At 64.9% G+C, this 24,789-nt stretch carries 20 protein-coding genes and 1 pseudogene; 13 read left to right on the top strand and 8 right to left on the bottom strand.

Annotation, left to right across the window (positions count from 1 at the left end; all coding sequences use genetic code 11):
• Positions 1-16: 16 nt before the first annotated feature.
• On the top strand, positions 17-2,164 hold the full coding sequence (gene malQ / locus O7R11_RS03460) for a 4-alpha-glucanotransferase (RefSeq protein ID WP_337996090.1): 2,148 nt from the start codon (positions 17-19) through the stop codon (positions 2,162-2,164).
• Between the two features lie 199 nt (positions 2,165-2,363).
• Here the strand turns inward: malQ and O7R11_RS03455 are convergent, their stop codons facing one another.
• Positions 2,364-3,377, bottom strand: coding sequence for a 1-aminocyclopropane-1-carboxylate deaminase (locus tag O7R11_RS03455; protein WP_337996089.1), 1,014 nt, complete (start codon positions 3,375-3,377; stop codon positions 2,364-2,366).
• Positions 3,378-3,537: 160 nt separating this feature from the next.
• Between O7R11_RS03455 and O7R11_RS03450 the strand changes: the two genes are divergently transcribed.
• From O7R11_RS03450 to O7R11_RS03405, 10 genes are all read left to right on the top strand, one after another.
• Positions 3,538-4,002 carry an Lrp/AsnC ligand binding domain-containing protein gene (locus O7R11_RS03450; protein ID WP_337996088.1) on the top strand — a complete coding sequence of 155 codons (465 nt, stop codon included), beginning with the start codon at positions 3,538-3,540 and terminating at the stop codon, positions 4,000-4,002.
• 270 nt (positions 4,003-4,272) lie between these two features.
• Positions 4,273-4,836 (top strand): alkyl hydroperoxide reductase subunit C, encoded by a 564-nt coding sequence (gene ahpC / locus O7R11_RS03445; protein ID WP_337996087.1) that lies wholly within the window; start codon positions 4,273-4,275, stop codon positions 4,834-4,836.
• 116 nt (positions 4,837-4,952) lie between these two features.
• Positions 4,953-6,533 (top strand): alkyl hydroperoxide reductase subunit F, encoded by a 1,581-nt coding sequence (gene ahpF / locus O7R11_RS03440; protein ID WP_337996086.1) that lies wholly within the window; start codon positions 4,953-4,955, stop codon positions 6,531-6,533.
• A gap of 348 nt (positions 6,534-6,881) precedes the next feature.
• Complete coding sequence (locus O7R11_RS03435) at positions 6,882-7,499, top strand: class II aldolase/adducin family protein (RefSeq protein WP_337996085.1); 618 nt, start codon at positions 6,882-6,884, stop codon at positions 7,497-7,499.
• A gap of 151 nt (positions 7,500-7,650) precedes the next feature.
• Positions 7,651-8,544 (top strand): TRAP transporter substrate-binding protein, encoded by an 894-nt coding sequence (locus O7R11_RS03430; RefSeq protein WP_337996084.1) that lies wholly within the window; start codon positions 7,651-7,653, stop codon positions 8,542-8,544.
• Positions 8,545-8,674: 130 nt separating this feature from the next.
• Complete coding sequence (locus tag O7R11_RS03425; RefSeq protein WP_337996083.1) at positions 8,675-9,166, top strand: TRAP transporter small permease; 492 nt, start codon at positions 8,675-8,677, stop codon at positions 9,164-9,166.
• Positions 9,163-10,452, top strand: a complete 1,290-nt coding sequence (locus O7R11_RS03420) for a TRAP transporter large permease (protein ID WP_337996082.1) — start codon at positions 9,163-9,165, stop codon at positions 10,450-10,452. Before O7R11_RS03425 ends, O7R11_RS03420 begins: the two co-directional genes overlap by 4 nt.
• 56 nt (positions 10,453-10,508) lie before the next feature.
• Complete coding sequence (locus tag O7R11_RS03415; RefSeq protein ID WP_337996081.1) at positions 10,509-11,540, top strand: NAD(P)-dependent oxidoreductase; 1,032 nt, start codon at positions 10,509-10,511, stop codon at positions 11,538-11,540.
• Positions 11,506-13,035 carry a xylulokinase gene (locus O7R11_RS03410; RefSeq protein WP_337996080.1) on the top strand — a complete coding sequence of 510 codons (1,530 nt, stop codon included), beginning with the start codon at positions 11,506-11,508 and terminating at the stop codon, positions 13,033-13,035. The genes O7R11_RS03415 and O7R11_RS03410 overlap by 35 nt, the downstream gene beginning before the upstream one ends.
• Positions 13,036-13,095: 60 nt before the next feature.
• On the top strand, positions 13,096-13,863 hold the full coding sequence (locus O7R11_RS03405) for a DeoR/GlpR family DNA-binding transcription regulator (protein ID WP_337996079.1): 768 nt from the start codon (positions 13,096-13,098) through the stop codon (positions 13,861-13,863).
• A gap of 27 nt (positions 13,864-13,890) precedes the next feature.
• On the opposite strand, the gene trhA is transcribed toward O7R11_RS03405, so the two are convergent.
• The 3 genes from trhA to O7R11_RS03390 form a co-directional block, all read right to left on the bottom strand.
• Positions 13,891-14,532 (bottom strand): PAQR family membrane homeostasis protein TrhA, encoded by a 642-nt coding sequence (gene trhA / locus O7R11_RS03400; RefSeq protein WP_337996078.1) that lies wholly within the window; start codon positions 14,530-14,532, stop codon positions 13,891-13,893.
• Between the two features lie 122 nt (positions 14,533-14,654).
• Positions 14,655-14,909 (bottom strand): SHOCT domain-containing protein, encoded by a 255-nt coding sequence (locus O7R11_RS03395; RefSeq protein WP_337996077.1) that lies wholly within the window; start codon positions 14,907-14,909, stop codon positions 14,655-14,657.
• Between the two features lie 122 nt (positions 14,910-15,031).
• Entirely contained in the window at positions 15,032-15,448 is a 417-nt protein-coding gene (locus O7R11_RS03390) for a GNAT family acetyltransferase (RefSeq protein WP_337996076.1), read from the bottom strand.
• 367 nt (positions 15,449-15,815) lie between these two features.
• On the opposite strand from O7R11_RS03390, the gene O7R11_RS03385 reads away from it, so the two are divergent.
• Entirely contained in the window at positions 15,816-16,925 is a 1,110-nt protein-coding gene (locus O7R11_RS03385) for a type I restriction endonuclease (RefSeq protein WP_337996075.1), read from the top strand.
• Positions 16,926-17,102: 177 nt separating this feature from the next.
• Here the strand turns inward: O7R11_RS03385 and O7R11_RS03380 are convergent, their stop codons facing one another.
• The 3 genes from O7R11_RS03380 to glgA all read right to left on the bottom strand — a co-directional run bounded on the left by O7R11_RS03380 (position 17,103) and on the right by glgA (position 21,799).
• Complete coding sequence (locus O7R11_RS03380) at positions 17,103-17,768, bottom strand: DUF1847 domain-containing protein (protein WP_337996074.1); 666 nt, start codon at positions 17,766-17,768, stop codon at positions 17,103-17,105.
• Between the two features lie 93 nt (positions 17,769-17,861).
• Positions 17,862-20,345 carry a glycogen/starch/alpha-glucan phosphorylase gene (locus O7R11_RS03375; RefSeq protein WP_337996073.1) on the bottom strand — a complete coding sequence of 828 codons (2,484 nt, stop codon included), beginning with the start codon at positions 20,343-20,345 and terminating at the stop codon, positions 17,862-17,864.
• Positions 20,346-20,353: 8 nt separating this feature from the next.
• Entirely contained in the window at positions 20,354-21,799 is a 1,446-nt protein-coding gene (gene glgA, locus O7R11_RS03370; protein ID WP_337996072.1) for a glycogen synthase GlgA, read from the bottom strand.
• 200 nt (positions 21,800-21,999) lie between these two features.
• Here glgA and glgC point away from each other — a divergent pair, with 200 nt between their 5' ends.
• Positions 22,000-23,262: a glucose-1-phosphate adenylyltransferase gene (gene glgC / locus O7R11_RS03365; RefSeq protein WP_337996071.1), complete on the top strand. Its 1,263-nt coding sequence runs from the start codon at positions 22,000-22,002 to the stop codon at positions 23,260-23,262.
• A 24-nt stretch (positions 23,263-23,286) separates the two neighbouring features.
• Here the strand turns inward: glgC and thiC are convergent.
• Positions 23,287-24,741: pseudogene (gene thiC, locus O7R11_RS03360) on the bottom strand (phosphomethylpyrimidine synthase ThiC); the annotation flags it as partial.
• Positions 24,742-24,789 lie beyond the last annotated feature (48 nt).

Here is a 24,789-nt window from a genome sequence, read left to right as displayed (position 1 = left end):
TTCCCCCGTGGAGCCCGTGCAAGCCCTCGGCCAACTGGCCGAAGAGGCGGGGATTCACCGCGACTACTGGGACATCGCGGGCACCCTGCACGTCACCTCGGATGCGACCAAACGCGCCATCCTCGCCGCCATGGGGATTTCCGCCGCCACCGACGCCGAAGCGGCGCAAAGCCTCACCGCCTGGCGCGAGCGCCCGTGGCGCGACCTGCTGCCGCCGGTGGTGGTGGTGCGCCGCTTCGCACCGGACACCCCGGTTTCGGTGGAGGTGGCGGTGCCCGACGAACTCGCCTTCTCCCGCCTCGGCTGGCGGCTCGAGGTGGAAAACGGCGACGTGCACGAAGACGCGCCGCCCGCCTGCGCCCTGCCGGTGGTGGCGATGGCCGATATCGGCGGACGCACCGTGGCGCGCCGCCGCCTCGACCTGCCCACCCCCCTGCCCGAGGGCTACCACACCCTCAGCGTCCGTTTCGCCGGGCGGAATGCGCGCACCCGCGTCATCGTCGCGCCGCCCGCCGCCTATGTGCCCGGCTGGATGGCGGCGGGTGAACGGCGCTGGGGACTGGCCTGCCAGCTCTACGGCCTCAAGCGCGCCAAGGACTGGGGCGTCGGCGATTTCGCGGCGCTCGAAGAGGCGATGGCGGAGGCCGGAAAGCTCGGCGCGGCGATGCTCGGCATCAACCCGCTGCACGCCCTGTTTCCGCCCTGGCCGGATGCGTGCAGCCCGTACTCGCCGTCGAGCCGGGTGTTCCTCAACCCGCTGATGATCGCGGTGGACGAAATCGGCATCGCGAGCCCCGGCCTCGACGCCTTCACCGCCCGCGACTGTGTGAAAAAGACCCTGCGCGCGGCCAAGCGGCGCGGCCTCATCGACTATCCGGCGGTGAGCGACGCGAAGTTCAAGGCGCTTGCCGCGCTCTATGCCGACTTCCTGGAAATGCCGGCGGAAAAGACCGCGGCGTTCGAGGCGTTCTGCGTCGAGGGTGGAGATTCGCTGCGCCGCTTCGCCGAGTTCTCCGCCCTGCACGAGACCATGGGCGGCCTGCCGTGGAACACCTGGCCCGCCCCCTTCCAGGACCCGGACAGCCCCGAGGTGGCGGCCTATGCGCTGGCCAATGCCGGGCGCGTCACCTTCCACGCCTTCCTGCAATGGCTGGCGGAAGGCCAGCTCGCCGCGGCGGCGCGGCGCAATCCCGGCGTCGGTCTCTACCGCGACCTCGCCATCGGGGCGAGCGCCGACGGCGCGGACGCCTGGGCGAACCAGGGCGGCCTGGTCACCGGCGCCTCCTTCGGCGCGCCGCCGGACGCCTTCAGCGCGGTGGGCCAGGACTGGGGCCTGCCGCCGCCGCACCCGCACCGCATGCGCGACGACGCCTATGCCGGGTTCGCCGCGCTCCTGCGCGCCAACATGCGCCACGCCGCGGCCTTGCGCCTCGACCACGTGATGGGGCTGATGCGGCTGTTCTGGATTCCCAACGGCACCGGGGTGGCCGAAGGCGCCTACGTCTCCTATCCGTTCGACGATCTCCTCGCCATCGTCGCGCTGGAAAGCGTGCGCAACCGCTGCGTGGTGATCGGCGAGGACCTGGGCACGGTGCCGGACGCCTGCCGCGCCCGCATGGCGGCGGAACGCCTGCTCTCCTACCGCGTGCTCTATTTCGAGAAGTGGCCGTCCGGCCTGTTCAAGCGGCCGGAGGCCTATCCGCCGCTGGCGCTGGTCACCCCCACCACCCACGACATGCCCACCATCGCCGGGCACTGGCAGGGGCGCGACGTCGCCCTGCGCGCGGAGATCGGGCTGTTCGGCGGGCCGGAAGAGGCGGAAACCGAAAGCCGCAACCGCGCGGAAGAGCGCGCCGCGCTCGCAGGCGCGCTGGCGGACCAGGGCCTCTCCCCCGAGCCGCCGCCCGCCGCCGACCCGGCGCAGGCGACGCCGGAGGCGCTCGCCGCGCTCACCGCCTCGGTGCTGCGCTTCGCCGCGCGCCCCCCCTCGGCGCTGCTCATGGTCAACGTCGGCGACATGCTGGCCGAGGATACCCAGATCAACCTGCCGGGCACGGTGGCCGAACACCCCAACTGGAGCCGCCGGATGAAACTCGCCGCGAACAAGATCGCCGCCAACCCGGCGGTGCGCACCGCCGTGGCGGCAATCCGCCGCGAGCGTTAGGCGGTTGAAGAAAAAGAAAAAACTTTGCGGAGAGACTCGGCCCCCCCGCCCCCCCATAACTGGTTTTTCGCCGCTCAGCGGCAGACAACATCTTTGCGGCAACCGCCGCAGGCCTATCGCGCTACGCGCAAAAATTGAAGTTACGGGGTGCGCGAGGGGGCCGTGTCCCCTCGCAAAGTTTTGGGGTTTCGGCCGGGCGTCAGCCGTTGCGGAAGGCGTAGCCATAGCCGCTGAGCGCCGGTGCGCCGCCGAGGTGGGCGTAGAGGATTTTCGCGCCCTTGGGGAAGTAGCCTTTCTTCACCAGGTCGATCAGGCCCTGCATGGATTTGCCCTCGTAGACCGGGTCGGTGATCATCCCTTCGAGGCGGGCGGTGAGGCGGATCGCCTCCTTGGTTTCCTCCGACGGCACGCCGTAGTGCGGGTAGGCGTAGTCTTCGATCAGCACCACGTCGTCGAGGGTGAGTGTCTTGTCCAGTTCCACCAGCCCGGCGGTGCGGGTGGCGATTTCCAGCACCTGCTCGCGGGTCTGCCGCGGCGTCGCCGAGGCGTCGATGCCGATCACCCTGCGTTCGCGCCCATCGGCGGCGAAGCCCACCAGCATGCCTGCGTGGGTGGAGCCGGTGACCGTGCACACCACGATATAGTCGAAGGCGAAGCCCAGGTCCTTTTCCTGGGCGCGCACTTCCTCGGCGAAGCCGACGTAGCCCAAACCGCCGTACTTGTGCACCGAGGCTCCGGCGGGAATCGCATAGGGCTTGCCGCCCTTGGCCTTCACGTCTTCCAGCGCGGCTTCCCAGCTGGCGCGGATGCCGATGTCGAAGCCCCGATCGACCAGGCGCACGTCCGCGCCGAGAATGCGGCTCAGCTGGATGTTGCCGACGCGGTCGTACACCGCGTCCTCGTGCGGCACCCAGCTTTCCTGCACCAGGCGGCACTTCATGCCGATCTTGGCGGCCACCGCGGCGACCATGCGGGTATGGTTGGACTGCACGCCGCCGATCGAGACCAGGGTGTCCGCGCCCGAGGCGATGGCGTCGGGGATGATGTATTCCATCTTGCGCAGCTTGTTGCCGCCGAAGGCGAGGCCGGAGTTGCAGTCCTCGCGCTTGGCGTAGATCTCCACGCCGCCGCCGAGATGGCCTCCGAGGCGGGCGAGCTTTTCGATGTGGGTGGGACCGAAGGTGAGCGGGTAGCGCTCGAATTTTTCCAGCATGGGGGCTCCCTTCCGCTTGCCGTTGCGATGCCCGGAAGCTAGCATCTATCGCGCGGAAGGTGCTCTCGAATGCGGCCATGAACTCGGATGATATTTTATTTTATCTCACTGAAGTTGGATTAAAATCCCGATTTTTCTGCTTCTAACGGAAGATTCTCTCATGCCTCACGACCTCGACCCGATCGACCTGAAAATGCTGCGCCTGCTACAGAAGAACGGCCGCCTCTCCAACGCCGATCTGGCGCAGGCCGTGGGGGCAAGCCCCGCCACCTGCCATCGCCGCACCCAGCGCCTGTTCGCCGAGGGCTACATCCGCCAGGTGCGCGCCATGGTGACGCCGCAGAAGGTGGATCGCGGCGCGCTGGTGGTGGTCGGCGTGGTGCTCGACCGCTCGACGCCGGACAGCTTCGCGGAGTTCGAAAAAGCCGTGGCCGCCCTGCCCTTCATCCTCGACTGCCACCTGGTGGCGGGGGATTTCGACTACTTCCTGAAAATCCGCGTCGGCGACATGGCGGACTTCAACCGCATCCACGGCCAGCAGCTGATCGCCCTGCCCGGGGTGCGCCAGACCCGCACCTTCTTCGTGATGAAGGAGGTGGTGGACAACGCCGCCCTCGACTTCTGAACCGGAGCGATTCGCTCCGGCGCGGCGCCGCCGGGAAAGGGCAGCAGCCCTGCCACACCCATGAATTATTGCTGTTTTGCAATAACTTATAACTTACGTTATATTCATTCATGACCTCGCCGCACCCCCAAACCCCTGATTTTCCTGGGTTCTTTCCGCGCCGCCAAGGATCGGTTTTCTAGATCGGAAATACATAGAAAACCGGATTTCATAGATCAAACCGCCGATCCAGGATGGCGCAGATTTCAGTCCAACCCCTGGAGAAACGACATGTCCCTGATCAACACCCCCGTGAAGCCTTTCAAGGCTCAGGCCTTCAAGAACGGCAAGTTCGTCGAGGTCGATGACTCCCACCTCAAGGGCAAGTGGTCCGTGGTGTTCTTCTATCCCGCCGACTTCACCTTCGTCTGCCCGACCGAGCTCGAGGACCTGGCCGACAACTACGCCGAATTCCAGAAGCTGGGCGTGGAGATCTACAGCGTCTCCACCGACACCCACTTCTCCCACAAGGCCTGGCACGACACCTCGGATGCGGTGAAGAAGATCCGCTACACCATGGTCGGCGACCCGACCGGCGCGGTCTCCCGCAACTTCGACGTGATGATCGAGGACGCCGGGCTGGCCGACCGCGGCACCTTCGTCATCGATCCGGACGGCAAGATTCAGATCGTCGAGATCAACGCCGGCGGCATCGGCCGCGACGCCAAGGAACTGCTGCGCAAGGTCAAGGCGGCGCAGTACGTCGCCGCCCACCCGGGCGAGGTCTGCCCCGCGAAGTGGCACGAGGGCGAAAAGACCCTCGCCCCGTCGCTCGACCTCGTCGGCAAGATCTGATCTCCCCCAACGGGCGGCGACCCCGCCGCCCGGACCCCTTCCCTGAGAGAGCGCGCGATCCCATCCTCCCGGGATCGCGCCCACCCAAAAAATCCTGAAAAACAAGGAGCCCCGCCGTGTTGGATGCCAGCCTGAAGGAACAGCTCAAGGGCTACCTCGCGCACATCGCGCAGCCGGTGGAGATCGTCGCCACCCTCGACGACAGCGAAAAGTCCGCCGAGTTGCGGGAACTGCTGCGCGAAATCCAGCCGCTTTCGGACGCCCTCACCCTCGTCGAGACCGGCCGCGCCGACCGCGCGCCCTCGTTCGCCATCCGCCGCGCCGGAACCGATATCGGCGTGGAGTTCGCGGGCATCCCGATGGGGCACGAGTTCAACTCCCTGGTGCTGGCGCTTCTGCACGCCGGCGGCCACCCTGCCAAGACCGACCCGGACGTGGCGGCGCAGATCCAAGCGCTGGAAGGCGACTTCCGCTTCGAGACCTACTTCTCGCTGTCCTGCCAGAACTGCCCGGACGTGGTGCAGGCGCTCAACCTGATGAGCATCCTCAACCCGCGCATCCGCCATGTCGCCATCGACGGCGCGCTGTTCCCCGCCGAGGTGGAAACCCGCCAGGTGATGGCGGTGCCCGCGATCTTCCTCAACGGCAAGCCGTTCTCCCAGGGACGGATGACCCTGGAGCAGATTCTCGCCCTGCTGGATACCGGCGCGGCGGCGCGCGAGACGGAAAAGATCAGGGGCAAGGAAGCCTTCGACGTGCTCGTCGTCGGCGGCGGCCCGGCGGGCGCGGCGGCGGCGGTCTATGCGGCGCGCAAGGGCATCCGCACCGGCGTGGTGGCGGAGCGCTTCGGCGGCCAGGTGCACGACACCCTGGCGATCGAGAACCTGATCTCGGTGCCGCACACCGAAGGCCCCAAGCTCGCCGCGGCGCTGGAAGCCCACGTGCGCGCCTACGACGTGGACATCATGAACCTGCAACGCGCGGAAAGGCTCATCCCCGCCAAGACCGAGGGCGGCCTCGTCGAGGTGCGGCTCGCGGGCGGCGCATCGGTGAAGGCACGCACGGTCATCCTCTCCACCGGCGCGCGCTGGCGGCTGATGAACGTGCCGGGCGAGGCGGAATACCGCAACAAGGGCGTCGCCTTCTGCCCCCACTGCGACGGCCCGCTGTTCAAGGGCAAGCGCGTCGCGGTGATCGGCGGCGGCAACTCCGGCGTCGAGGCGGCGATCGACCTTGCGGGCATCGTCGCCCACGTCACCCTCATCGAGTTCGACAACAAGCTCCGCGCCGATGCGGTGCTCCAGGACAAACTCACCAGCCTGCCCAACGTCTCGGTGATCACCTCGGCGATGACGACGGAAGTGCACGGCGACGGCGACAAGGTCACCGGCCTCACCTACCAGGACCGCAGCCGCAACGAGCTTTTCCGCCTCGACCTCGACGGCATCTTCGTGCAGATCGGCCTGGTGCCCAACACCGAGTGGCTGAAGGATACGCTGGCGCTGACCCCGCGCGGCGAAATCGAGGTGGATGCGCGCGGCGCGACCTCTCTCCCCGGCGTGTTCGCCGCGGGCGACGCCACCACCGCGCCCTACAAGCAGATCGTCATCTCCATGGGCGACGGCGCGAAGGCGGCGCTCTCCGCCTTCGACTACCTGATCCGCCACGCAGCGGCGGAGGAACCCGCCGCCGCCTGACGCGCGAAGCACCGCCGGAATGCCGAACGGGACCCCTTGGGGGTCCCGTTTCGCATGTCCGCATGCCCGCCGCCTGACGGAGTCTCGGTTCGCCCGTTCCGCCGTGGGACGCACGGCGCCGATGGTTTTCCCCTTCCCTCCCTCGGAAGCGTATCATGGTATGCCGCGCGGAACCCTCCGTGTCCCATCTGCACCGCCTTGATTCCCCTAGAGAAGCCGGAAGCGTGGAACATGATGACAAAATTTGAAAAAATATAAATTTAAAATGACAATTTTTACCTTGATGTGAAATAAAGTGACTACTACAGTCGACGGCAACGACACCCTTGCCACGAAAGGAGGCCGACTGTGGTGAGCAGGGAGCAGGTACTGGAATTCGTCAATTTCTGTCATTTGGTGCAGGAAAAAGGCCTCGTCAGTGGGCCCGGCGGCAATTGCAGCTGCCGCGCCGACGATCGGAACATCATGATCACCCCCACCGGGAGGTCCCTCGAGTCCCTCACCGAGGAAGACGTCGTCGTCATGGACATCGACGGGCGCTCGGCGCACAAGCTCAAGCCGTCGAAGGAGCACGCCCTGCATCGCAACTGCTATGCCGTGCGCAACGATGTACGCGTCGTGCTGCACGTGCATTCGGTCTACAGCGTCGCCCTAGCCTGTCTGAAAGACCTGGACTATGCGTGCGCCGCCCCCGTCTACACGGCGGGATATGCGGGACGCATCGGCAACCTCACGACGCTCCCCTATTTCGAATCCGGTTCCGCCGCCCTGGCGGACGGGGTGAAACAGGTCATCGCGCAGCGGAATTCCGTGCTTCTGGCGAATCACGGCCTTCTGACGGTGGGCTCTTCCTACGAACAGGCCCTGAATCTGGTCGAGGAGGTCGAAGCCAACGCCCAGCTCTTCTTCATCCTGCGGGAGCAGGGCCGTTCCCTCGACGAGGCCAAGTCCGGCATGCGCGCATAGAATCAAGGCGATAACCGTCGAATAACAACCGATAAACACAAAGGAGGATCAGCTTATGAGGAGGCACGGTATCCCAGGATTGTTGTTAGGTGCGGCTCTTGCGCTCGGTTCCGCCTCCGCCCCCGCGGCGGCGGCCGACGGCACGATGACGATGAAACTCGGTCATGTCATGGGCGGGGAGAATTCCTGGCACAAGGCCAGCCTCCTGTTCGCCGACATCGTCGAGAAAAAGACCGCCGGTCGGATCAAGGTCCAGGTCTTCCCCAACTCCCAGCTCGGGGACGAGCGCGACATGGCGGAAGGCGCTCAGATGGGCACCGTGGACATGGTGATCATCGGCGGCATCATGGGGAACTTCTACAAACCGATCCAGCTGTTCGAGATCCCCTACTTCTTCAAGGATATCAAACATGTCCGCAAGGTGATCTACGGCCCGATCGGCGAGAAGATCAAACAGGACGTCTTCGAAAAATCCGGCCTGGTCTCCCTCGAATTCTGGGAACGCTGCCCGCGCGTGCTGAGCAGCAACAAGCCGGTCAATACCATCGACGACATCCAGGGCCTCAAGCTGCGCACCCCGGAAATTCCGGCGACCGTCGCCGCCTGGAAGGCCATGGGCGCGAACCCCACGCCGATGCCCTGGGCCGAGGTCTACACGGCCCTGCAGCAGAAGATCATCGACGCCCAGGAGAACCCCCTGGCGACCATCGCCTCCGCCAAGGTGGAGGAGGTGCAGACCCACATCGCGCTCACCAACCATGTGTTCGGCACCCCCCAGCACATCATGAGCGGCAAGACCTGGGCCAAGCTTTCCCCGGCGGACCGGAAAATCATCAAGGAAGCCGCCAAGGAAGCCCGGGAATACCAGAACAAGCTGGCCTGGGAGGATGACGCCAAGACCAAGGCCGCCTTCGAGAAGAAGGGCATCGTCTTCACCGAGCCCGACCTGAAGGGATTCCAGGAGCGCGCCCAGACCATCCATGCCGGTTTCGCAAAGAAATACGGCCAGGATCTGTACGATCAGGTGCAGGCGGCGGCGCGCTGAGGCGTCCCCGCTCATCTTCGGACGCACAGGCGGGTTTACTTGCGGATCATGGCCGCCCCCATGTCCGAGCCTGTGCGTCCGTATCGAGGCGCAAAAAACCGGATAACCGCCACATCAGGGAGGCACGGCCATGAGCGAGCGAGCGCGTCATGTCCTGGACGCCATGGAGCGTATTCTCAACAGGACGATCGTCCTCTTCACGGGAACTCTGCTGTTCTCTCTCGCCATCATCATTTTCATCCAGGTGATCTTCCGCTACGTGCTGGAAGACTCCCTCAGCTGGTCGGAAGAGCTGACCAGATACATGATGATCTGGATGACCTTCCTGGCCACGGGCTACGTCGTGGGCAAGCGAGGGCACTCCAACATCGACATCCTGACGAGCCAGCTCAGCCCGCAATGGCGTCTGCGCATCGACAAGGCCAACAGCGTCCTGCTGATCGTCTTTTCCTGCATGATCGTCCGCTACGGCATCGAATTCATGACCTACGGCGCCAGACAGACGTCGAGCGCCCTCCTCATCCCCATGCACTACGTCTACCTCGCCATTCCCGTCGGCGGCGTGCTGATGCTGTTCTATGCCGTCGTCATTCTGCTGCGACAGGAGGGGACTCCCCAATGACCACGATTCTGCTCATCCTGTTCGGCGTTTTTCTCGTCCTTCTCGTCTTCGGCATGCCGATTTCGTTCGCCCTGGCCCTTGCATCCGTCGCGGCGCTGCTCAACCTCGGCACCTACGACCTGACGGTGATCGTGCAGCGCATGTTCACCTCGATCAACTCGTTCTCCTTGATGGCCATCCCCTTCTTCATGCTCGCCGGCGAGCTGATGGAGGTGGGCGGCATCTCCCGGCGCATCGTCAACTTCGCCAACGCGTTCGTCGGCTGGATCACCGGCGGCCTCGCCATGGCCTGCGTGCTCGGCAGCATGATCTTCGCCGGGGTGTCGGGCTCGGCGGTGGCCACTGCGGCGGCCATGGGCTCCATCCTGGTGCCGGCGATGGAGGAAAAGAAATACGGCAAGGGCTATTCCGCGTCCGTCGTCGCCACGGCCGGCACCATCGGGCCGATCATTCCGCCCAGCATCCCGATGGTGATCTACGGCTCCATCACCGGCGCCTCGATCGGGCGCCTCTTCGTCGGCGGCTACATCCCGGGCATCCTGATCGGCCTGGGGCTGATGATCGTCGCCTACCTCATCGCAAAGAAGCGCAACTATCCGAAAACCAACGAGCGGATCAGCCTGCGGGAAATCGGCACCTGCACCGCCGATGCGCTGCTGTCGCTGTTCATGCCGTTCGTCATCATCGGCGGCATTCTGCTCGGCATCTTCACACCGACCGAGGCGGGTGCCGTCGCCTGCGTCTATGCTTTCATCCTCGGCGCGTTCTTCTACAAGGAAATCAAGCTGAAGGACCTCTACCGCGTGATGGAGCACGGGGTGCAGATCACCACCATCGTGATGTTCCTCGTCGCCGTGGCCTCGCTTTTCGGATGGATTCTGACGGCCGAGGGCCTGCCCGCCTTCATCGTCAAGTCCTTCCTCAACATTTCCACCAACCCGCTGGTGATCCTGCTGCTCCTGAACGTCATGCTGCTCATCGTCGGCATGTTCATGGACTGCACGCCGGCGATCATCCTGCTCATGCCCGTGCTGACGCCGCTGCTGAAGAGCGTCGGCATCGATTTCGTGCACTTCGGGGTGGTGATGATCCTCAACCTGGGCATCGGTCTGGTGACCCCGCCGGTCGGGACCTGCCTGTTCGTCGCCGGAAAGATCGCGAACATCTCCATCGTCGAGATCGTCAAGGAGATCTTCCCGTTCCTCCTGGTGATGATCGCCCTTCTCTTCCTCATCACGTACGTCCCGTGGACGGTCACCTGGTTGCCGTCCGTCCTCATCGGATAGCCGCGGGATATCCCTGTTGTTCCGCAGCGCGCGGAACGAATCGGTAGGAGATTTCTATGAGAGCGTTTGTCACGGCGCAATTGAACCACGCAAGCATTGCGGCGCTGGGCCAATACATGGACATGGCCTTCGGCGGCTGGGGGCACACCGGCGTCAAGCTGGCTCCCGCGGAGCTGATCGCCCAGGCGGGGAACCCGGAGGTGCTGATCGTCTGCTACGAACACGTGGATGCGGAGGTGATCTCCCGGCTCACCCGGCTGAAGGTGATCTGCTGCAGCCGCGGCGGCGTGCGCGCCAGCGTCGATGTCGACGCCGCGACGCGGGCGGGCATCCCCGTGCTCTACACCCCCGGACGCAACGCCGGGGCGGTGGCGGACATCGCCCTCGGCCTGATGCTGGCCGCGGCGCGCAACATCGCGCTGACCAACCATTACATCCGCATGCGCGACTGGGAAAACGCCACCTGGGACATGGACGGCAACACCGCGGAAAAACGCTTCAGCGGCCCCGAACTGGAAGACAAGACCATCGGCATCGTCGGCTTCGGCGAGGTGGGGCGCAAGATCGCCTTGCGCGCCAACGGCTTCGGCATGCGCATCCTCACCCACGACCCGTTCTTCACGCCGTTCGCCGCGCTTCCCGGCGTGCAGAGCGTCTCCCTCGACGACCTGATGCGCCAGGCGGATTTCGTCGTCATGGCCTGCGCGCTGAACGACAAGACCCACGGCATGATCGATGCCGGGCGCATCGCCCTGATGAAGCCCGGGTCCTACTTCGTCAACGTCGCGCGCGGCGCGCTGGTGGACGAGGCCGCGCTCCATGCGGCATTGCGCGACGGCGCGATCGCGGGTGCCGGACTCGACGTCCTGATCGACGAGCCGATCCCGCACGACCACCCGTTCCTATCGCTGCCGAACATCGTCATCACGCCGCACATCGGCGGCGCCTCGGCCGACATCACCGAGCGCCAGTCGAAAATCCTGGGCACGGGCCTCATCGCCTTCCTCCAGAACAGGCAACCGTCGAATATCATCAACCCTGAGGTGCTGCACCATGACCAAGCCGGAAACCTTACTCCTCGGCATTGACATCGGCCTCTCCGGGGCGAAGTGCACCTTCTATTCCGACAAGGGACGCCCCGTAGCCGGAAGTCATGCGGAATACCCCACCACGTCCCCCCATCCGGGATGGGCGGAGCAGAACCCCGATCACTGGTGGAAGGCCGTGACGGCGAACATCCGGGACTGCATCGACCGGCAGGGAGTCGACGCGTCCGCCGTCGCCGCCGTCGGCGTCAGCTGCTCCAACACCATCGTCCCGGTGGACCGGGACGGCAACGTCCTGCACAACGCCATCCTGCTGTTCGACCAGCGGACGGGCAAGGAAGTGCAGTGGGTGAAGGACGAAATCGGCGAGGACCGCATCTACCGCATCACCGGGAACCGCATCGCGCGCGGCACCTATTCGCTGCCGACCATCCTCTGGCTGATGCGCAACAGGCCGGATGTGATGAAGCGGGCGTGGAAGGTCCTCGTTCCCAGCGGCTTCATCGTGCAGCGGCTGACCGACGTCTTCTCGATCAACCGCTCGCGGATGAGCTTTACCCTGCTCGCCGACCTGCGCAAGGGCGCGTGGGATGCGGACCTCGCTCGCGATGCGGGCGTCCCGCTTTCCATACTGCCGGACCCGTACGCGGCCTCCGCCGCCGTCGGTTGCGTCACGCCGGGCGCGGCGAACGCCACCGGACTGCGCGCCGGCACCCCGGTGGTCGCGGGCGCCATGGATACGGTGGCCGCCTCCTTCGCCTCCGGCGCGGCGCGGGAGAACACGGTCTTCCTCACCATCGGCACCACCGTCAGACTCTGCCACACCACGACCGTCGCCCGCTTCGACAAGCGCCTGATGAACACCGCCAACGTCTTCGGCGATACCTGGCTCGAAATCGGGGCGACCAACACCGCGGGCGCCTCGCTCCGCTGGTTCCGGGACACCCTGGGAGGGGCCGGTTCCTCCGGCGAAAAGGTCACCTACGCACAACTGGACGCGGCTGCGGCGGCCTCCCCCCCCGGGGCGGGCGGCGTGATCTTTCTTCCCTACATGGCGGGCGAACGCAGCCCGCTGTGGAACCCGGATGCGAAGGGCGTATTCTTCGGCATCGGCCTTCCCACCACCTATGCCGACATGGTGCGCGCGGTCATGGAGGGCGTCTCCTACTCGGTGCGGCAGCTGGTGGAGATCGTCATGACCCATCCCGATCCGGCGTCGACCATCGCCATCAGCGGCGGCGTCGCGCGCAGTCCGCTGTGGTGCCAGATCATCGCCGACATGCTGCGCCACCCGCTCATCCAACTGGAGGCGGGGGAGACCGAGACCCTGGGCGCGGCCCTGATCGCCGGGCACGGCGTCGGCCTGATTCCCGACCCCTTGCCCTTCGTCGACAGGCTGGTGAAAAAAGGACGCAAATACATGCCCGTACCCGAGAATGCGCACGCCTACGACGCGTACTATCCGATCTTCATGAAACTGTACAAGGACATCGCGGAAACGTATTCTCAGCATGCCGCCGTGCAACAGACCGCATGATGCCGGACGGCCGTTTCATCGTGAACGGACCCCGACCCCCAGACTTGCGATCGCGCCAGAATGAAAAAAATTGAACGCCGCCACATGATCGAGAGTCTCTCCAAGGTCCGCGATTACATCTCCATCGCGGACCTCGTCGCGGCCATCGGGGTCTCGGAATCGACGATCCGCCGCGACATCGACGACATGGAAAGGAAGAACCTGCTCTTCCGCGACCAGGGGCTGATCATCTGGAACCAGCCCGACAAGAGCCACCTGGAAAAGGTCTACTACCGCCAGTCGCAGAACGTGGGCACCAAGAAATTCCTCGCGGAAAAGGCGTCCGCGCTCGTCCTGGACAAGGACGTCATCTTCATCGATACCGGCGTCACCATGTTCCACCTGGCCTGCGCCATCGGCTACGACAAGTCGCTCACCGTGGTGACGAACGACCTCAGCATCGCCCTGGAACTGGAAAAGCGCCCCCAGATCAACACCATCGTCCTCGGCGGCACGATCCGCCACGGCACCCACACGCTCAACGGCGAGTTCGCGGTGCGCAACCTCTCCGGCCTGCGTTTCACCAAGATGTTCACCAGCGCCGGCTGCATCCACCCGGACGAGGGCTTCATGTACTACAATCTGCAGGCCACGGAGCTGCGGAAGAAAATCGCCCCCCTCGCGGAGAAGGTCATCGTCGTCGCGGACGCCAGCAAGTTCTCCAGCATCGGCTTCGTCACCGGCATCCGCTTCGACCAGTGCGACCTCCTGATCACCGACGGCATCCCCGACGAATTCCGCGGGAAGCTTTCCCCGAAGACCGAACTGCGCATCTTTGAAAAAGATTGACGTTTCCCGGCGGCGCGGCCCGCCGCCTCAGCCCGGAATGATCGCGTCGAACACCGCCACATAGTGGCAGCACGCCGCCGCCAGCACGAAGCCGTGCCAGATCGCATTCTGGAAGGAAAGCCGCCGCCACGCATAGAAGGCGACGCCGACGGTATAAAGCACGCCCCCGGCGATGAGAAACCCCAGCGCAAAACCGGGCAGCGCGGCGAACAACGGCCCCCCCGCCACCAGGCCGACCCACCCCAGCGCCAGATACAGAGCCACCGACAGCCGCGCCAGGCGGTCCGGCCGGAACATCTTGAGCGCCAGGCCGAAGGCCGCCATCGACCACACCATGGCGAGCAGGCCGTAACCCGCCCAGCCGCCGATGTTGACCAGGGTGAACGGCGTGTAGGTGCCCGCGATCATCACATAGATCGCCGCATGGTCGCCGCGCCGCAGAATCTCCTTGCAGCGCGACTCCGGGGCCAAGTTGTACGCGGCGGAAAAGCCGAAGGTGCAGATCAGCCCCAGGCCGTACACCGCCGCCGCGACCACCGGCAGCGCATCGCCCGCCGCAGCCGCGCGGACCAGCAGAACCACCGCGGCCACCACGGCCAACGGCACGCCGAGGGCGTGGATCACCCCATCGGCCAAAATCTCGGAACGGGTGTAACAGGATGCGGACATGCCGGCCGTGCCCCCCAACGGCGGCCGCGGGCAATGAACCGGCGGCTCTTCCGGCGGAGACTAGCACCGAACCCGCGGCGGCGACAGACACTCCTGGGTGAAAGTCTCGTGACCGGCTCGCCTCAGCCGCCCAGGTCCTTCTTCATGCGCTGATAATCCGCCTGGGAGATCTCGCCCTCGACATAGCGCTTGCCCAGAAGCTCCAGCGCCGGGTCGCCCTGCCGCCGCCCCGCGCGGCCGCGCACCGCCGCGACCACCGCATAGACCACCAGCCCCCAGAACAGCAGGTGCGCGATCCCGTGAAACGCAAAAAACGGCCAGGACCAGTCGCCCTGCCCGCCCATCATCCAACCGCCATGGCCGCCGTAACCCCACATCGCATCCTCCATCTCAAAGGGCTTATCGATGCCTCCACCCTAGCCCCGAGATGTCGCACGCCTGTGCCGAGAAACCCGGAAAACTGTCGCAAACCGTATCAGCCGGAACGCCGCGCCGTGCCTCACAGCCACTTGCCCATCACCACCCGCGGCGCAACCTCGAACCCCAGCCCCTCGTAGAACGCCACCACCGGGGCGTTGGTCTCCCGCACCAGCAGTTGCGCCTTCACCACGCCGCGTTCCCGCAACCAATCCTCCGCCGCCGCCACCATGCGCCGTCCATACCCCAGGCCGCGGCACGCCGGATCGGACGCCACGTAATACAGCCAGCCGCGGTGCCCATCGTGCCCCACCAGCACGCTCGCCCGCACCCGCCCGCCTTCATCCACCCCCACCAGAACCCCGGAACACGCCCCCGCCACGGCGAAGCGGAAATCCACAGCAGGGTCGTTGTACGCCACCACCAACCCGCAGGCGCGCCACAACGCCACCACCGCCGCCTCATCCCCCGCCTCGGCACCCCGCACGCTCAACGGCATAGCAACGCCCTCCACTCAGCCAAAAAACCACCCTAGCCGACAGATTGCCCCGAAACCGTGTGAACTTACGATGAAGACATAAAAAAACGCGGGCCCCGCCCGCACCCGCCGGGGTCGCGGACCCCGGACCCCATAACTTTTCCTCTCGACAACTCCCCCAACGCCCTGACCACGGCAAGCAAGCCCTACAGCGCTTCGCGCGAAAACATGGGCAGGCTTAATGATGCCCAAATAGGGAGGGACACGTATTTTAAAACCGATAGTTGACTTGCGGGTCCATTAAATGGAGAATTTCATCTCTGTTTCCAAGGCGGTGTGCGGTGACTGAACCATAAAACTTCTTACCGATTCTTTTGGGGGACGGGTCATGACAACAGAATTCCAACAGGAGCTGGTCAACTTTTCCAATAGAATTTCCTCAATCTCCGGTAAATGTTCCACAGAAGAAGGAACAAAGCAGTTCCTAGTTCTTCCTTTCCTCGAATTTCTTGGATATGACTGCAAAAATCCATCCGAGGTTTGCCCAGAATGCTCGGCTGATTTTTCTGATAAATATAAAAATCGTGTCGATTATGCAATTCTTCGAAATGAAGAACCCGTCATCGCTGTTGAATGCAAATGTGTAGGCTCAGATATACGTGATGATAGAGGGCAATTGCGTAGTTATTTTAATGCTGTAAAAACCATAAAACTAGGAATACTTACAAACGGCACAGTTTATGAGTTCTATGCAGATTCCGACGAACCGAACATGATGGATCAAACCGCTTTTTTATCAATTGATCTAATAGACATATCGAGGGGAAAAATTGAAGATTCTGCCATAGATGGCCTTTCCGGCCTCAAAAAATCAACGTTCGACCCAGAGAACATTGGAGCCGAGGCAAAAAAGAAAATAATTTTCCAAAGTATCGTGCACCAACTTGACGGCCTAGCAAATGCACCAAGTGAAGCTTTCACGCGGATGCTGCTCCAGAATGCTGGACTGAGTCATATTCGAACAAAAAATCTGTCCGAATATCAAGACATTGTGAAAGTCGCTTTCCGCGAATTCATAAATCTTCGCATCCTTCAGCGCCTTGACATATCTACTAAAGAATCCGAGAAAACTTCCACACCACCCACAACAACACCAGAATTACCGGCAGATTCTGCCCCATCCAGCGGAATTATAACCACAGAAACAGAGATAGAGGCTTTTCATTACGCAAAAGAGCGCCTTGCCTTCCTGGTGAGAGACGAAGATATGTTCAGTAAAATCAGCGAAATACAATACAGAGACTATCTCGGTAAATTCATAGTGTTTTACAAGAAAGAACGAAAAGGAAGGTTATTTGAATTTCTTGAGAATAAAGACAATCACAAATACACGTTCATATTCCCGGATGGCTCTGAATTCTCCGGCGACGACCTATCGTCTGTTCAAATCGACAAACCCCTTCTGGAAACATTTCAGAAGCGCTTGGCCGAGGCATGACTCTAACTCCTTTTAATTCCACGAGGAAACCTGCCGGAAGCGACAGCGCGTTTCCGGTTGGAGGCATGGAGTAAGTATGGGGTCGAGGGGACCGAGTCCCCTCGCGGGTGCGGGCGGAGCCCGCGCGTTTTTCACTTCCCCAGCGGGCGCAATGCGCCCGCTTTAGCTATCTGGGGCTCACACCAAGCCGTCCACGCGCTCTTTGTCGAAGATGCGGCGGCAATAGCTGTGGGAGGTATAGAGCGCGGCGACCGGGTTGTGGGCGAGGACGCGGTCTTTCGCCACCAGCACGGTGACGGGCGCCTCCGAGTGGCGGATAAACAGGCTGTCGTGGCCGACGCACAGGCCGACGGCGACGTTGAGGTCGGTTTTCCGTTCGTTGAGCAGCAGCGCCTGGAGGATGGGGTTGCAGCAGGATTCGTCGAGGCCGGGTTTGACCTTGATCTCGTCGGGGATGCCGATTTCGAGTTTGTCGATGGAGCCGACCTTGCACAGCACGACGTAGGTATCCATGCCGCCCATTTGCAGGAACCTGGCGAAGGTGCGGGATTCCTCGATCATGCCGATGCAGGTGGCGATGCCGATTTTCTTCGCGCCGATGCGGCGGGCGAAGACCAGGGTTTCCTCGACGCGGGTGAGTTTGCCGTAGTAGGTGCCTTCGATCTCGGCGGCGGCGCGGGCCATTCTGCCGTCCAGTTCGTCTCCGCGGTAGGTTTCCAGCATTTCGGCACGGAGGCTGGGGTCCAGCGCCTCGGTGAGGCAGAACTTGGGATAGCTCTTGTCGTGGCGGTAGCAATTGAGCTGGCGGCAATCGCCGCAGCTGAGTTCGTGATCTTCGGCCATGTCGGTCTCCTCGGCGATAGGTGTCCCCGCCGAGGACTATAACGCAAAACCGCGCCCCAGGTGGTCCGACCACCTGGGTTTTTTGCGGGTTTTTTACGCGTCGAGGGGTTTGATCCCCCAGATCCCCTTCGCGTACTCGTGGATGGTGCGGTCGGAGGAGAACTTGCCCATGTTGGCGACGTTGAGGATGGCGCGGCGCGTCCATTCCGCGCGGTCCAGGTAGGTTTTGTCCACCTCCTCCTGGCAGGCCACGTAGTCGGCATAGTCGGCGAGCAGCAGGAAGTGGTCGCCGCCGCGCAGCAGGCTGTCGATCAGGGGCTTGTAGCGCACCGGGTCGTTGGGCGAGAAGTAGCCGTTGCGCACCATGTCGAGGGTGCGGCGCAGTTCCTCGTTGGCGTTGTAGTATTCCCACGGGTCGTAGCCGCCGGAGCGCAGCTCCTTCGCCTCCTTCGTGTCGAGGCCGAAGATGAAGATGTTGTCCGCCCCCACCTCGTCGTGGATTTCGATGTTGGCGCCGTCCATGGTGCCGATGGTGAGCGCGCCGTTGAGGGCGAACTTCATGTTGCCGGTGCCCGAGGCCTCGGTGCCCGCGGTGGAGATCTGCTCGGAAAGCTCGGAACCGGGGATGATCGTCTCGGCGCTGGAGACCTTGTAGTCGGGGATGAACACCACCTTGAGCATGTCGCGGGTGGCGCGGTCGTGGTTGACGGTTTCCGCCACGTCGAGCACCAGGCGGATGATCAGCTTGGCCATGTCGTAGCCCGGCGCGGCCTTGCCCGCGAAGATCACGGTGCGCGGCACGGTCACGCTTTTCGGGTCGTCCTTCAGGCGGTTGTAGCGGGAGATCACCTGCAGCACGTTGAGGAGCTGGCGCTTGTATTCGTGGAAGCGCTTGACCTGGGTGTCGAACAGGCTTTCCGGGTTCACCTCGACATGGCAGGCGGAGGAGATGAGCTTCGCCAGGCGCTGTTTGTTGGCGAACTTGATCTCCTGGAAGCGTTTCTGGAAGAAGGCGTCGCCCGCCATCGGCGCAAGCGCGTGCAGGCGGTCGAGGTCCTTTTCCCAGCCCTTGCCGATCGCCTCGGTGATCAGGGCGGAGAGTTCGGGGTTGGACTGGCGCAGCCAGCGGCGCGGCGTGATGCCGTTGGTCATGTTGACGAACTTCTCCGGCCAGATGCGGGCGAAGTCGGCGAACAGGCCCTCGCGCAGAAGCTGAGTGTGCAGGGCGGCGACGCCGTTGACCTTGTGGCTGCCCACCACCGCGAGGTGCGCCATGCGGATGCGGTGGGTGGCGTCGTCCACCAGGGAGACGCGGGACAGGATGCCCGGATCGCCGGGGAAGGTGCGCCGCACCTCGCGCAGGAACAGATCGTTGATCTGGTAGATGATTTCCAGGTGGCGCGGCAGGATCGCCTGGACCATGTCGATGGCCCAGGTTTCCAGCGCTTCGGGCAGCAGCGTGTGGTTGGTATAGGCGAAGGTCTTGCGGGTGACCGCCCAGGCCGCCTCGAAGCTCATCCCGTGGTCGTCGATGAGCAGGCGCATCAGCTCCGCCACCGCCATCGCCGGGTGGGTGTCGTTGAGCTGGATCGCCACCTTCTCGGCGAAATGGGTGAAGTTCTCGTGGGTGCGCAGGTAGCGGTGCAGGATGTCCTGCAACGAGGCGGAGACGAAGAAGTACTCCTGCTTCAGCCGCAGTTCCTGGCCGTCCTGGCTTTTGTCGTTGGGGTAGAGCACCTTGGACAGGGTTTCCGAGATGGTCTTGCTGCGCACCGCCTCGATGTAGTTGCCCTGGTTGAAGTATTGCAGGTCGAACTCGCGGGTGGAGCGGGCGGACCACAGGCGCAGGTTGCCCACGGTTTCGGTGTCGAAGCCGGAAACCGGGGAGTCGAAGGCCATGGCCATCACCTCCTCCGCGTCCACCCACTGGCAGATGTCCTCGCCGTTGGCGTTGCGGAAGCAGAGGTTGCGCCCGCCGAGGCGCACCTTGTAGAGCACCGAGGGGCGGGCCACCTCCCACGGGTTGCCGTAGCGCAGCCAGTTTTCCGGCTGTTCCAGCTGCTGGCCCTCTTCGATGCGCTGGGTGAACATGCCGTATTCGTAGCGGATGCCGTAGCCGATGCCCGGATAGTCGTGGGTGAACAGGCTGTCGAGGAAGCACGCGGCGAGCCGCCCGAGGCCGCCGTTGCCGAGCGCCGCGTCGTATTCGAAGCCCTGCACCGCCTCGAAATCCAGCCCGAGGTCGTCGAGGGTGCGCAGCGTCACGTCCATCACGCCCAAGTCGATCAGCACCTTCTTCAGCGAGCGGCCGATCAGGTATTCCATCGAGAGGTAGTAGACGAGCTTCTTGTCCTGGGCGTAGCTCTGCCCCGAGGTGCGGACGTTGCGCTCGGAAAGGACGAAGCGCAGAAGGTGCGCCAGCGCGAGAAACCAGTCGCGCAGCTCCGCGCCGTCGGGGGAGCGCCCGACCGACTGGATCATCGAGCGCATCAGCGCCTTCTTCAGGGTCTCGGTGTCCTCGAACACGTTGAACAGGCGGTCCTTCGGGTCGTCAACGACCTGCATTCTAATGGACATCGTGGCTCCTACGTCTTGGACTTGAGCACCATCTCGTAGATTTCGCGGTAGCGCACCGCGGCGGCCCGCCAGGAGAAATCCTTCTCCATGGCGCGGGTCTGCACCTCGCGCCAGGCGGCCGGGCGGTCGTAGAGGCCGCGGGCGCGCGACAATGCGGCCAGCAGGTCCGCCTCCCCCTCGCCGTCGAAGACGAAGCCGGTGCCGACGGGGCTTTCCCCCACGTCGGCGACGCTGTCGGCGAGGCCTCCGGTGCGGCGCACCACCGGCAGTGTACCATAGCGCAGGGCATACATCTGCGTCAGACCGCAGGGTTCGAAGCGCGACGGCACGGTGAAGACGTCGGCCCCCGCCTCGATGGCGTGGGCGAAGGCCTCGTCATACCCGATATGGGCGGCGACGCGCCGGGGAAAAGCCTCCGCCGCCTCGCGGCAGCGGCGTTCCAGGTCGGCATCGCCCGAACCCTGGATCACCACCTGGAAGCCCATGTCGAGAATTCCCGGCAGCGCCTCGAGCACGATGTCGATGCCCTTCTGCCACACCAGGCGGCCGAGCAGCCCCAAAAGCGGCACGCTGGGGTCGGGGTCGAGGCCGGAGGCGGCCTGCAACGCCGCCTTGCACGCCGCCTTGCCGGAGACATCCGCCGCCGAATAGGGCGCGGCGATCAGGGGGTCGGTCTCCGGGTTCCAGATGTCGTGGTCGATGCCGTTCAGGATGCCGCGCAGGCGCGCGCCCCGCGCCGCGACCACGCCCTCGAGGTTGCAGCCGTAGAGCGGCGTCTGGATCTCCCGCGCGTAGGTGGGGCTCACCGTGCTCAGAAAGTCGGAAAACACCAGCCCCGCCTTGAGGAAGCTGAGGTTGCCGTAGAACTCCATGCCGTCGATGGTGGCCAACGCCGGGTCCACCGCCACCTCGGGCAGCACGTCGGCGCCGAACACCCCCTGGTAATGCAGGTTGTGGATGGTGAACACGCAGCCCGGGGTGCGGCTGCGCCACTGCTTCAGATACGCGGGGATCAGCCCGGTCTGCCAGTCGTGGGCGTGCACGATGTCGGGCTGCCAGCCCATCAGCCCTCCCCCCACGCCGATCAGCGCGGCGACGCGGGAAAGCAGGGCGAAGCGGCGGAAGTTGTCGCCCCAGTCGCGCCCCTGCGGGTCGAGGTAGGGGCCGCCGGGGCGGGCGAAGGCCTCCGGGCAATCGAGCAGCAGCACGTCGAGCGTGCTGTCGGGCATACGCGCGGGGATCAGGCGCGCCGGGCCATAGCCGAGGGATTCCCCCAGTTCGAGCGGCGGCTTCGGGTCGGCGACGCGGGCCATCGCCTCGGGGTACCCCGGCACCAGCACCCGCACCTCGTCGCCCAGGGAACGGAAGGCCTTCGGCAAAGCGCCCACAACGTCGGCAAGTCCCCCGGTTTTGACCAGCGGAAAGACTTCCCCGGCGACAAACAAAATACGCATTTGGTGAGTGATCCCGGCTCTCGATCCCGGAGTCGACTATGGCACAGGCAGATGCCGGGCAGTAGTCCAAACCGCACCCGAAGATATGGCGCAAGGCTTTCTTGAAGATGCGGTGACGCAAATTTTAACCCTCGGTTTTGCCTTTGCGCCGCATCCGCCTTGGCATAACCTGTGGGTGAACCACTGGGGGAGGAACGGTGATGAATGCCAGTCCGTACGATCTCAACACCTCCTTGAAAAATACGCTCGCCCTGGTGCTGGCGGGCGGACGCGGCAGCCGTCTGATGGACCTCACCGACAGCCTGGCCAAGCCCGCCATCCCGTTCGCCGGGAAGTTCCGCATCATCGATTTCCCGCTGTCCAACTGCATCCACTCCGGCATCCGCAAGGTCGCGGTGCCCACCCAGTACCGCTCCCACCAGCTGATCCAGCACGTGCAGCGCGGCTGGGGCTTCCTCAAGTCCGAACTCCAGGAATTCATCGAGATCTGGCCGGCGCAGCAGCAGACCGCGGACGAAAGCTGGTACCGCGGCACCGCGGACGCGGTGTACCAGAACCTCGACTTCATCCGCGCCATCGCCCCCACCTACATCCTGGTGCTCGCCGGGGACCACGTCTACAAGCAGGACTACTCGCTGATGCTGGCGCAGCACATCGAGCGCCGCGCCGAGGCGACGGTGGGTTGCGTCGAGGTGCCGCTCGACCGCGCCTCGGGCTTCGGCGTGGTGAAAGTGGACGAGCACGACCAGATCGTCGAATTCATGGAAAAGCCCGTGCATCCCGCGCCGATCCCCGGCAAGCCGGACCTCGCCTTCGCCAGCATGGGCATCTACATCTTCAACACCGATTTTTTGTTCGCGCAGCTCATCCGCGACGCCGGAACCCAGGGCTCCAGCCGCGACTTCGGCAAGGACATGCTGCCCAACCTGGTCGGCCGCTCCAGCCTGTTCGCCCACCGCTTCGCCGACAGCTGCGTGCGCAGCGCGGAGGAGATCGAACCCTACTGGCGCGACGTCGGCACCGTGGACGCCTATTGGGAGGCCAACATCGACCTCACCTCGGTGACCCCCGCGCTCGACCTCTACGACCCCGACTGGCCGATCTGGACGACGCAGGAGCAGCGCCCCCCGGCGAAGTTCGTGTTCGACGACGACGACCGCCGCGGCATCGCCCTGGACTCGGTGGTCGGCGCCGGATGCATCGTCTCCGGCGGCCGGGTGCGGCGTTCGCTGCTCTCCAACAACGTGCGGGTGAATTCCCATTCGGTGGTGGAGGACACGGTGGTCCTGCCCAACTGCGACATCGGCCGCCACGCGCGGATCAACCGCGCGATCATCGCGCAGGACACCCGCATCCCGCCCGGCCTGGTCATCGGCGAGGACCCGGACCTGGACGCCAAGCGCTTCTACCGCTCCGAGGGCGGCGTCATCCTGGTCACCGCCGCGATGATCGAAGAGCTATAGCGCCGCCGCCACCTCGCGGAAGCCGCGCATCGAGCAGAACGCCTTGCCGCACATCGTGCAGGCGTGGGAATCCTCCGCCGCGCCGCGGTAGGCCGCCGCCGTCGCCGGGTCGAGGGCAAGCGCGATCTGGTCGTCCCAGCGGAAGTCGAAGCGCGCGCGGGAGAGCGCATCGTCGCGCGCCCGCGCCGCCGGGTGCCCCTTGGCGAGGTCGGCGGCGTGCGCCGCGATCTTGAAGGCGGTGACGCCCAGGCGCACGTCGTCGCGCTCCGGCAGGGCGAGGTGCTCCTTCGGCGTCACCACGCACAGCATCGCGGTGCCCATCGCCGCGATCATCGCGCCGCCGATCGCCCCGGTGATGTGGTCGAAACCGGGGGCGGAATCGGTCACCAGCGGCCCCAGGGTGTAGAGCGGCGCCTCGCCGCAGAACTCCGCATGGCGGGCCATGTTCTCCGCGATCTTGTGCAGCGGCACGTGGCCCGGCCCCTCGATCATCGTCTGCACGTCGTGGCCGGAGGCGATGCGCGCCAGCTCGCCCAGGGTGGCGAGCTCGGCGAACTGCGCCGCGTCGTTGGCGTCGGCGGTGCAGCCGGGGCGCAACCCGTCGCCCAGCGACACCGCGACGTCGCAGGAGGCGAGGATGCCGCAGATCTCGGCGAAGCGGGTGTAGAGGAAGTTCTCCGCATCGTGCGCGGCGCACCAGCGCGCCATGATCGCGCCGCCGCGGCTGACGATGCCGGTGACCCGCCCCAGGGCGAGCGGCACGTGCGCGCGGCGCAGCCCGGCGTGGATGGTCACGTAGTCCACCCCCTGCCGCGCGTGATCGAGGAGGGTCTCGGCGAAGATTTCCCAGGAGAGGTCCTCCGCCCGGCCGCCGGCGCGCACCAGCGCCTCGTAGAGCGGCACCGTGCCCACCGGCGCCGGAGAGCCGCGCACGATCGCCTCCCGCGTCGTCATGATCTCCGCGCCGGTGGAAAGGTCCATCACCGTGTCCGCGCCCCAGGCCACGGCGTCGCGCATCTTTTCCACCTCGCGCGCCGGGTCGGAGGCGACGCCCGAGGTGCCGATGTTGGCGTTGACCTTGACCCGGAAGGCGCGGCCGATCGCCATCGGCTCCAGTTCCGGATGGTTGCGGTTGGCCGGGATGATCGCCGCGCCGCGCGCCACCTCGGCGCGCACGAACTCCGGCGTCACCCCTTCGCCCTCGGGGCAGCCCAGGCTCTCGCGGATCGCCACGAACTCCATCTCCGGGGTGATCTCCCCCGCCCGCGCCCGGGCGAGCTGGGTGCGCGGCTCCCCTTTCCCCGCGGCGAGCCAGGGCCGCGGCGCGGCCCCGCCGCCCGCGGTGTCGTAGAGCCGCAGCGACGCCTCGCCCTCGGGCGTCACCTCGCGGAACGGCACCGCGACCTCGGGGAACAGGGTGCCGCGCAGGTGCCCCCGGCGGCAGGCGGCGACCGGGCAGACAACGGAGTCGGTGGACATGGAACAGGTCTCCTCGCATCGACGGAAAAGACCCGGGAGCGAGGCAAG

The sequence above is a fragment of the Oleispirillum naphthae genome, from assembly GCA_027864655.1.
GTDB classification, from domain to species: domain Bacteria; phylum Pseudomonadota; class Alphaproteobacteria; order Rhodospirillales; family Rhodospirillaceae; genus Oleispirillum; species Oleispirillum naphthae.
The sequence above is the reverse complement of the archived record's forward strand: the minus strand, read 5'-3'. Positions and strand labels throughout refer to the sequence as shown.

What these genes read in the sequence shown, in the direction of transcription:
- O7R11_RS03455 (WP_337996089.1), bottom strand. Translation starts at nt 3,377, where the DNA reads ATGCTGGAAAAATTCGAGCGCTACCCGCTCACCTTCGGTCCCACCCAC.
- O7R11_RS03450 (WP_337996088.1), top strand. Translation starts at nt 3,538, where the DNA reads ATGCCTCACGACCTCGACCCGATCGACCTGAAAATGCTGCGCCTGCTA.
- ahpC (WP_337996087.1), top strand. Translation starts at nt 4,273, where the DNA reads ATGTCCCTGATCAACACCCCCGTGAAGCCTTTCAAGGCTCAGGCCTTC.
- O7R11_RS03430 (WP_337996084.1), top strand. Translation starts at nt 7,651, where the DNA reads ATGAAACTCGGTCATGTCATGGGCGGGGAGAATTCCTGGCACAAGGCC.
- O7R11_RS03425 (WP_337996083.1), top strand. Translation starts at nt 8,675, where the DNA reads ATGAGCGAGCGAGCGCGTCATGTCCTGGACGCCATGGAGCGTATTCTC.
- O7R11_RS03420 (WP_337996082.1), top strand. Translation starts at nt 9,163, where the DNA reads ATGACCACGATTCTGCTCATCCTGTTCGGCGTTTTTCTCGTCCTTCTC.
- O7R11_RS03415 (WP_337996081.1), top strand. Translation starts at nt 10,509, where the DNA reads ATGAGAGCGTTTGTCACGGCGCAATTGAACCACGCAAGCATTGCGGCG.
- O7R11_RS03410 (WP_337996080.1), top strand. Translation starts at nt 11,506, where the DNA reads ATGACCAAGCCGGAAACCTTACTCCTCGGCATTGACATCGGCCTCTCC.
- O7R11_RS03405 (WP_337996079.1), top strand. Translation starts at nt 13,096, where the DNA reads ATGAAAAAAATTGAACGCCGCCACATGATCGAGAGTCTCTCCAAGGTC.
- trhA (WP_337996078.1), bottom strand. Translation starts at nt 14,532, where the DNA reads ATGTCCGCATCCTGTTACACCCGTTCCGAGATTTTGGCCGATGGGGTG.
- O7R11_RS03395 (WP_337996077.1), bottom strand. Translation starts at nt 14,909, where the DNA reads ATGTGGGGTTACGGCGGCCATGGCGGTTGGATGATGGGCGGGCAGGGC.
- O7R11_RS03390 (WP_337996076.1), bottom strand. Translation starts at nt 15,448, where the DNA reads ATGCCGTTGAGCGTGCGGGGTGCCGAGGCGGGGGATGAGGCGGCGGTG.
- O7R11_RS03385 (WP_337996075.1), top strand. Translation starts at nt 15,816, where the DNA reads ATGACAACAGAATTCCAACAGGAGCTGGTCAACTTTTCCAATAGAATT.
- O7R11_RS03380 (WP_337996074.1), bottom strand. Translation starts at nt 17,768, where the DNA reads ATGGCCGAAGATCACGAACTCAGCTGCGGCGATTGCCGCCAGCTCAAT.
- O7R11_RS03375 (WP_337996073.1), bottom strand. Translation starts at nt 20,345, where the DNA reads ATGTCCATTAGAATGCAGGTCGTTGACGACCCGAAGGACCGCCTGTTC.
- glgA (WP_337996072.1), bottom strand. Translation starts at nt 21,799, where the DNA reads ATGCGTATTTTGTTTGTCGCCGGGGAAGTCTTTCCGCTGGTCAAAACC.
- glgC (WP_337996071.1), top strand. Translation starts at nt 22,000, where the DNA reads ATGAATGCCAGTCCGTACGATCTCAACACCTCCTTGAAAAATACGCTC.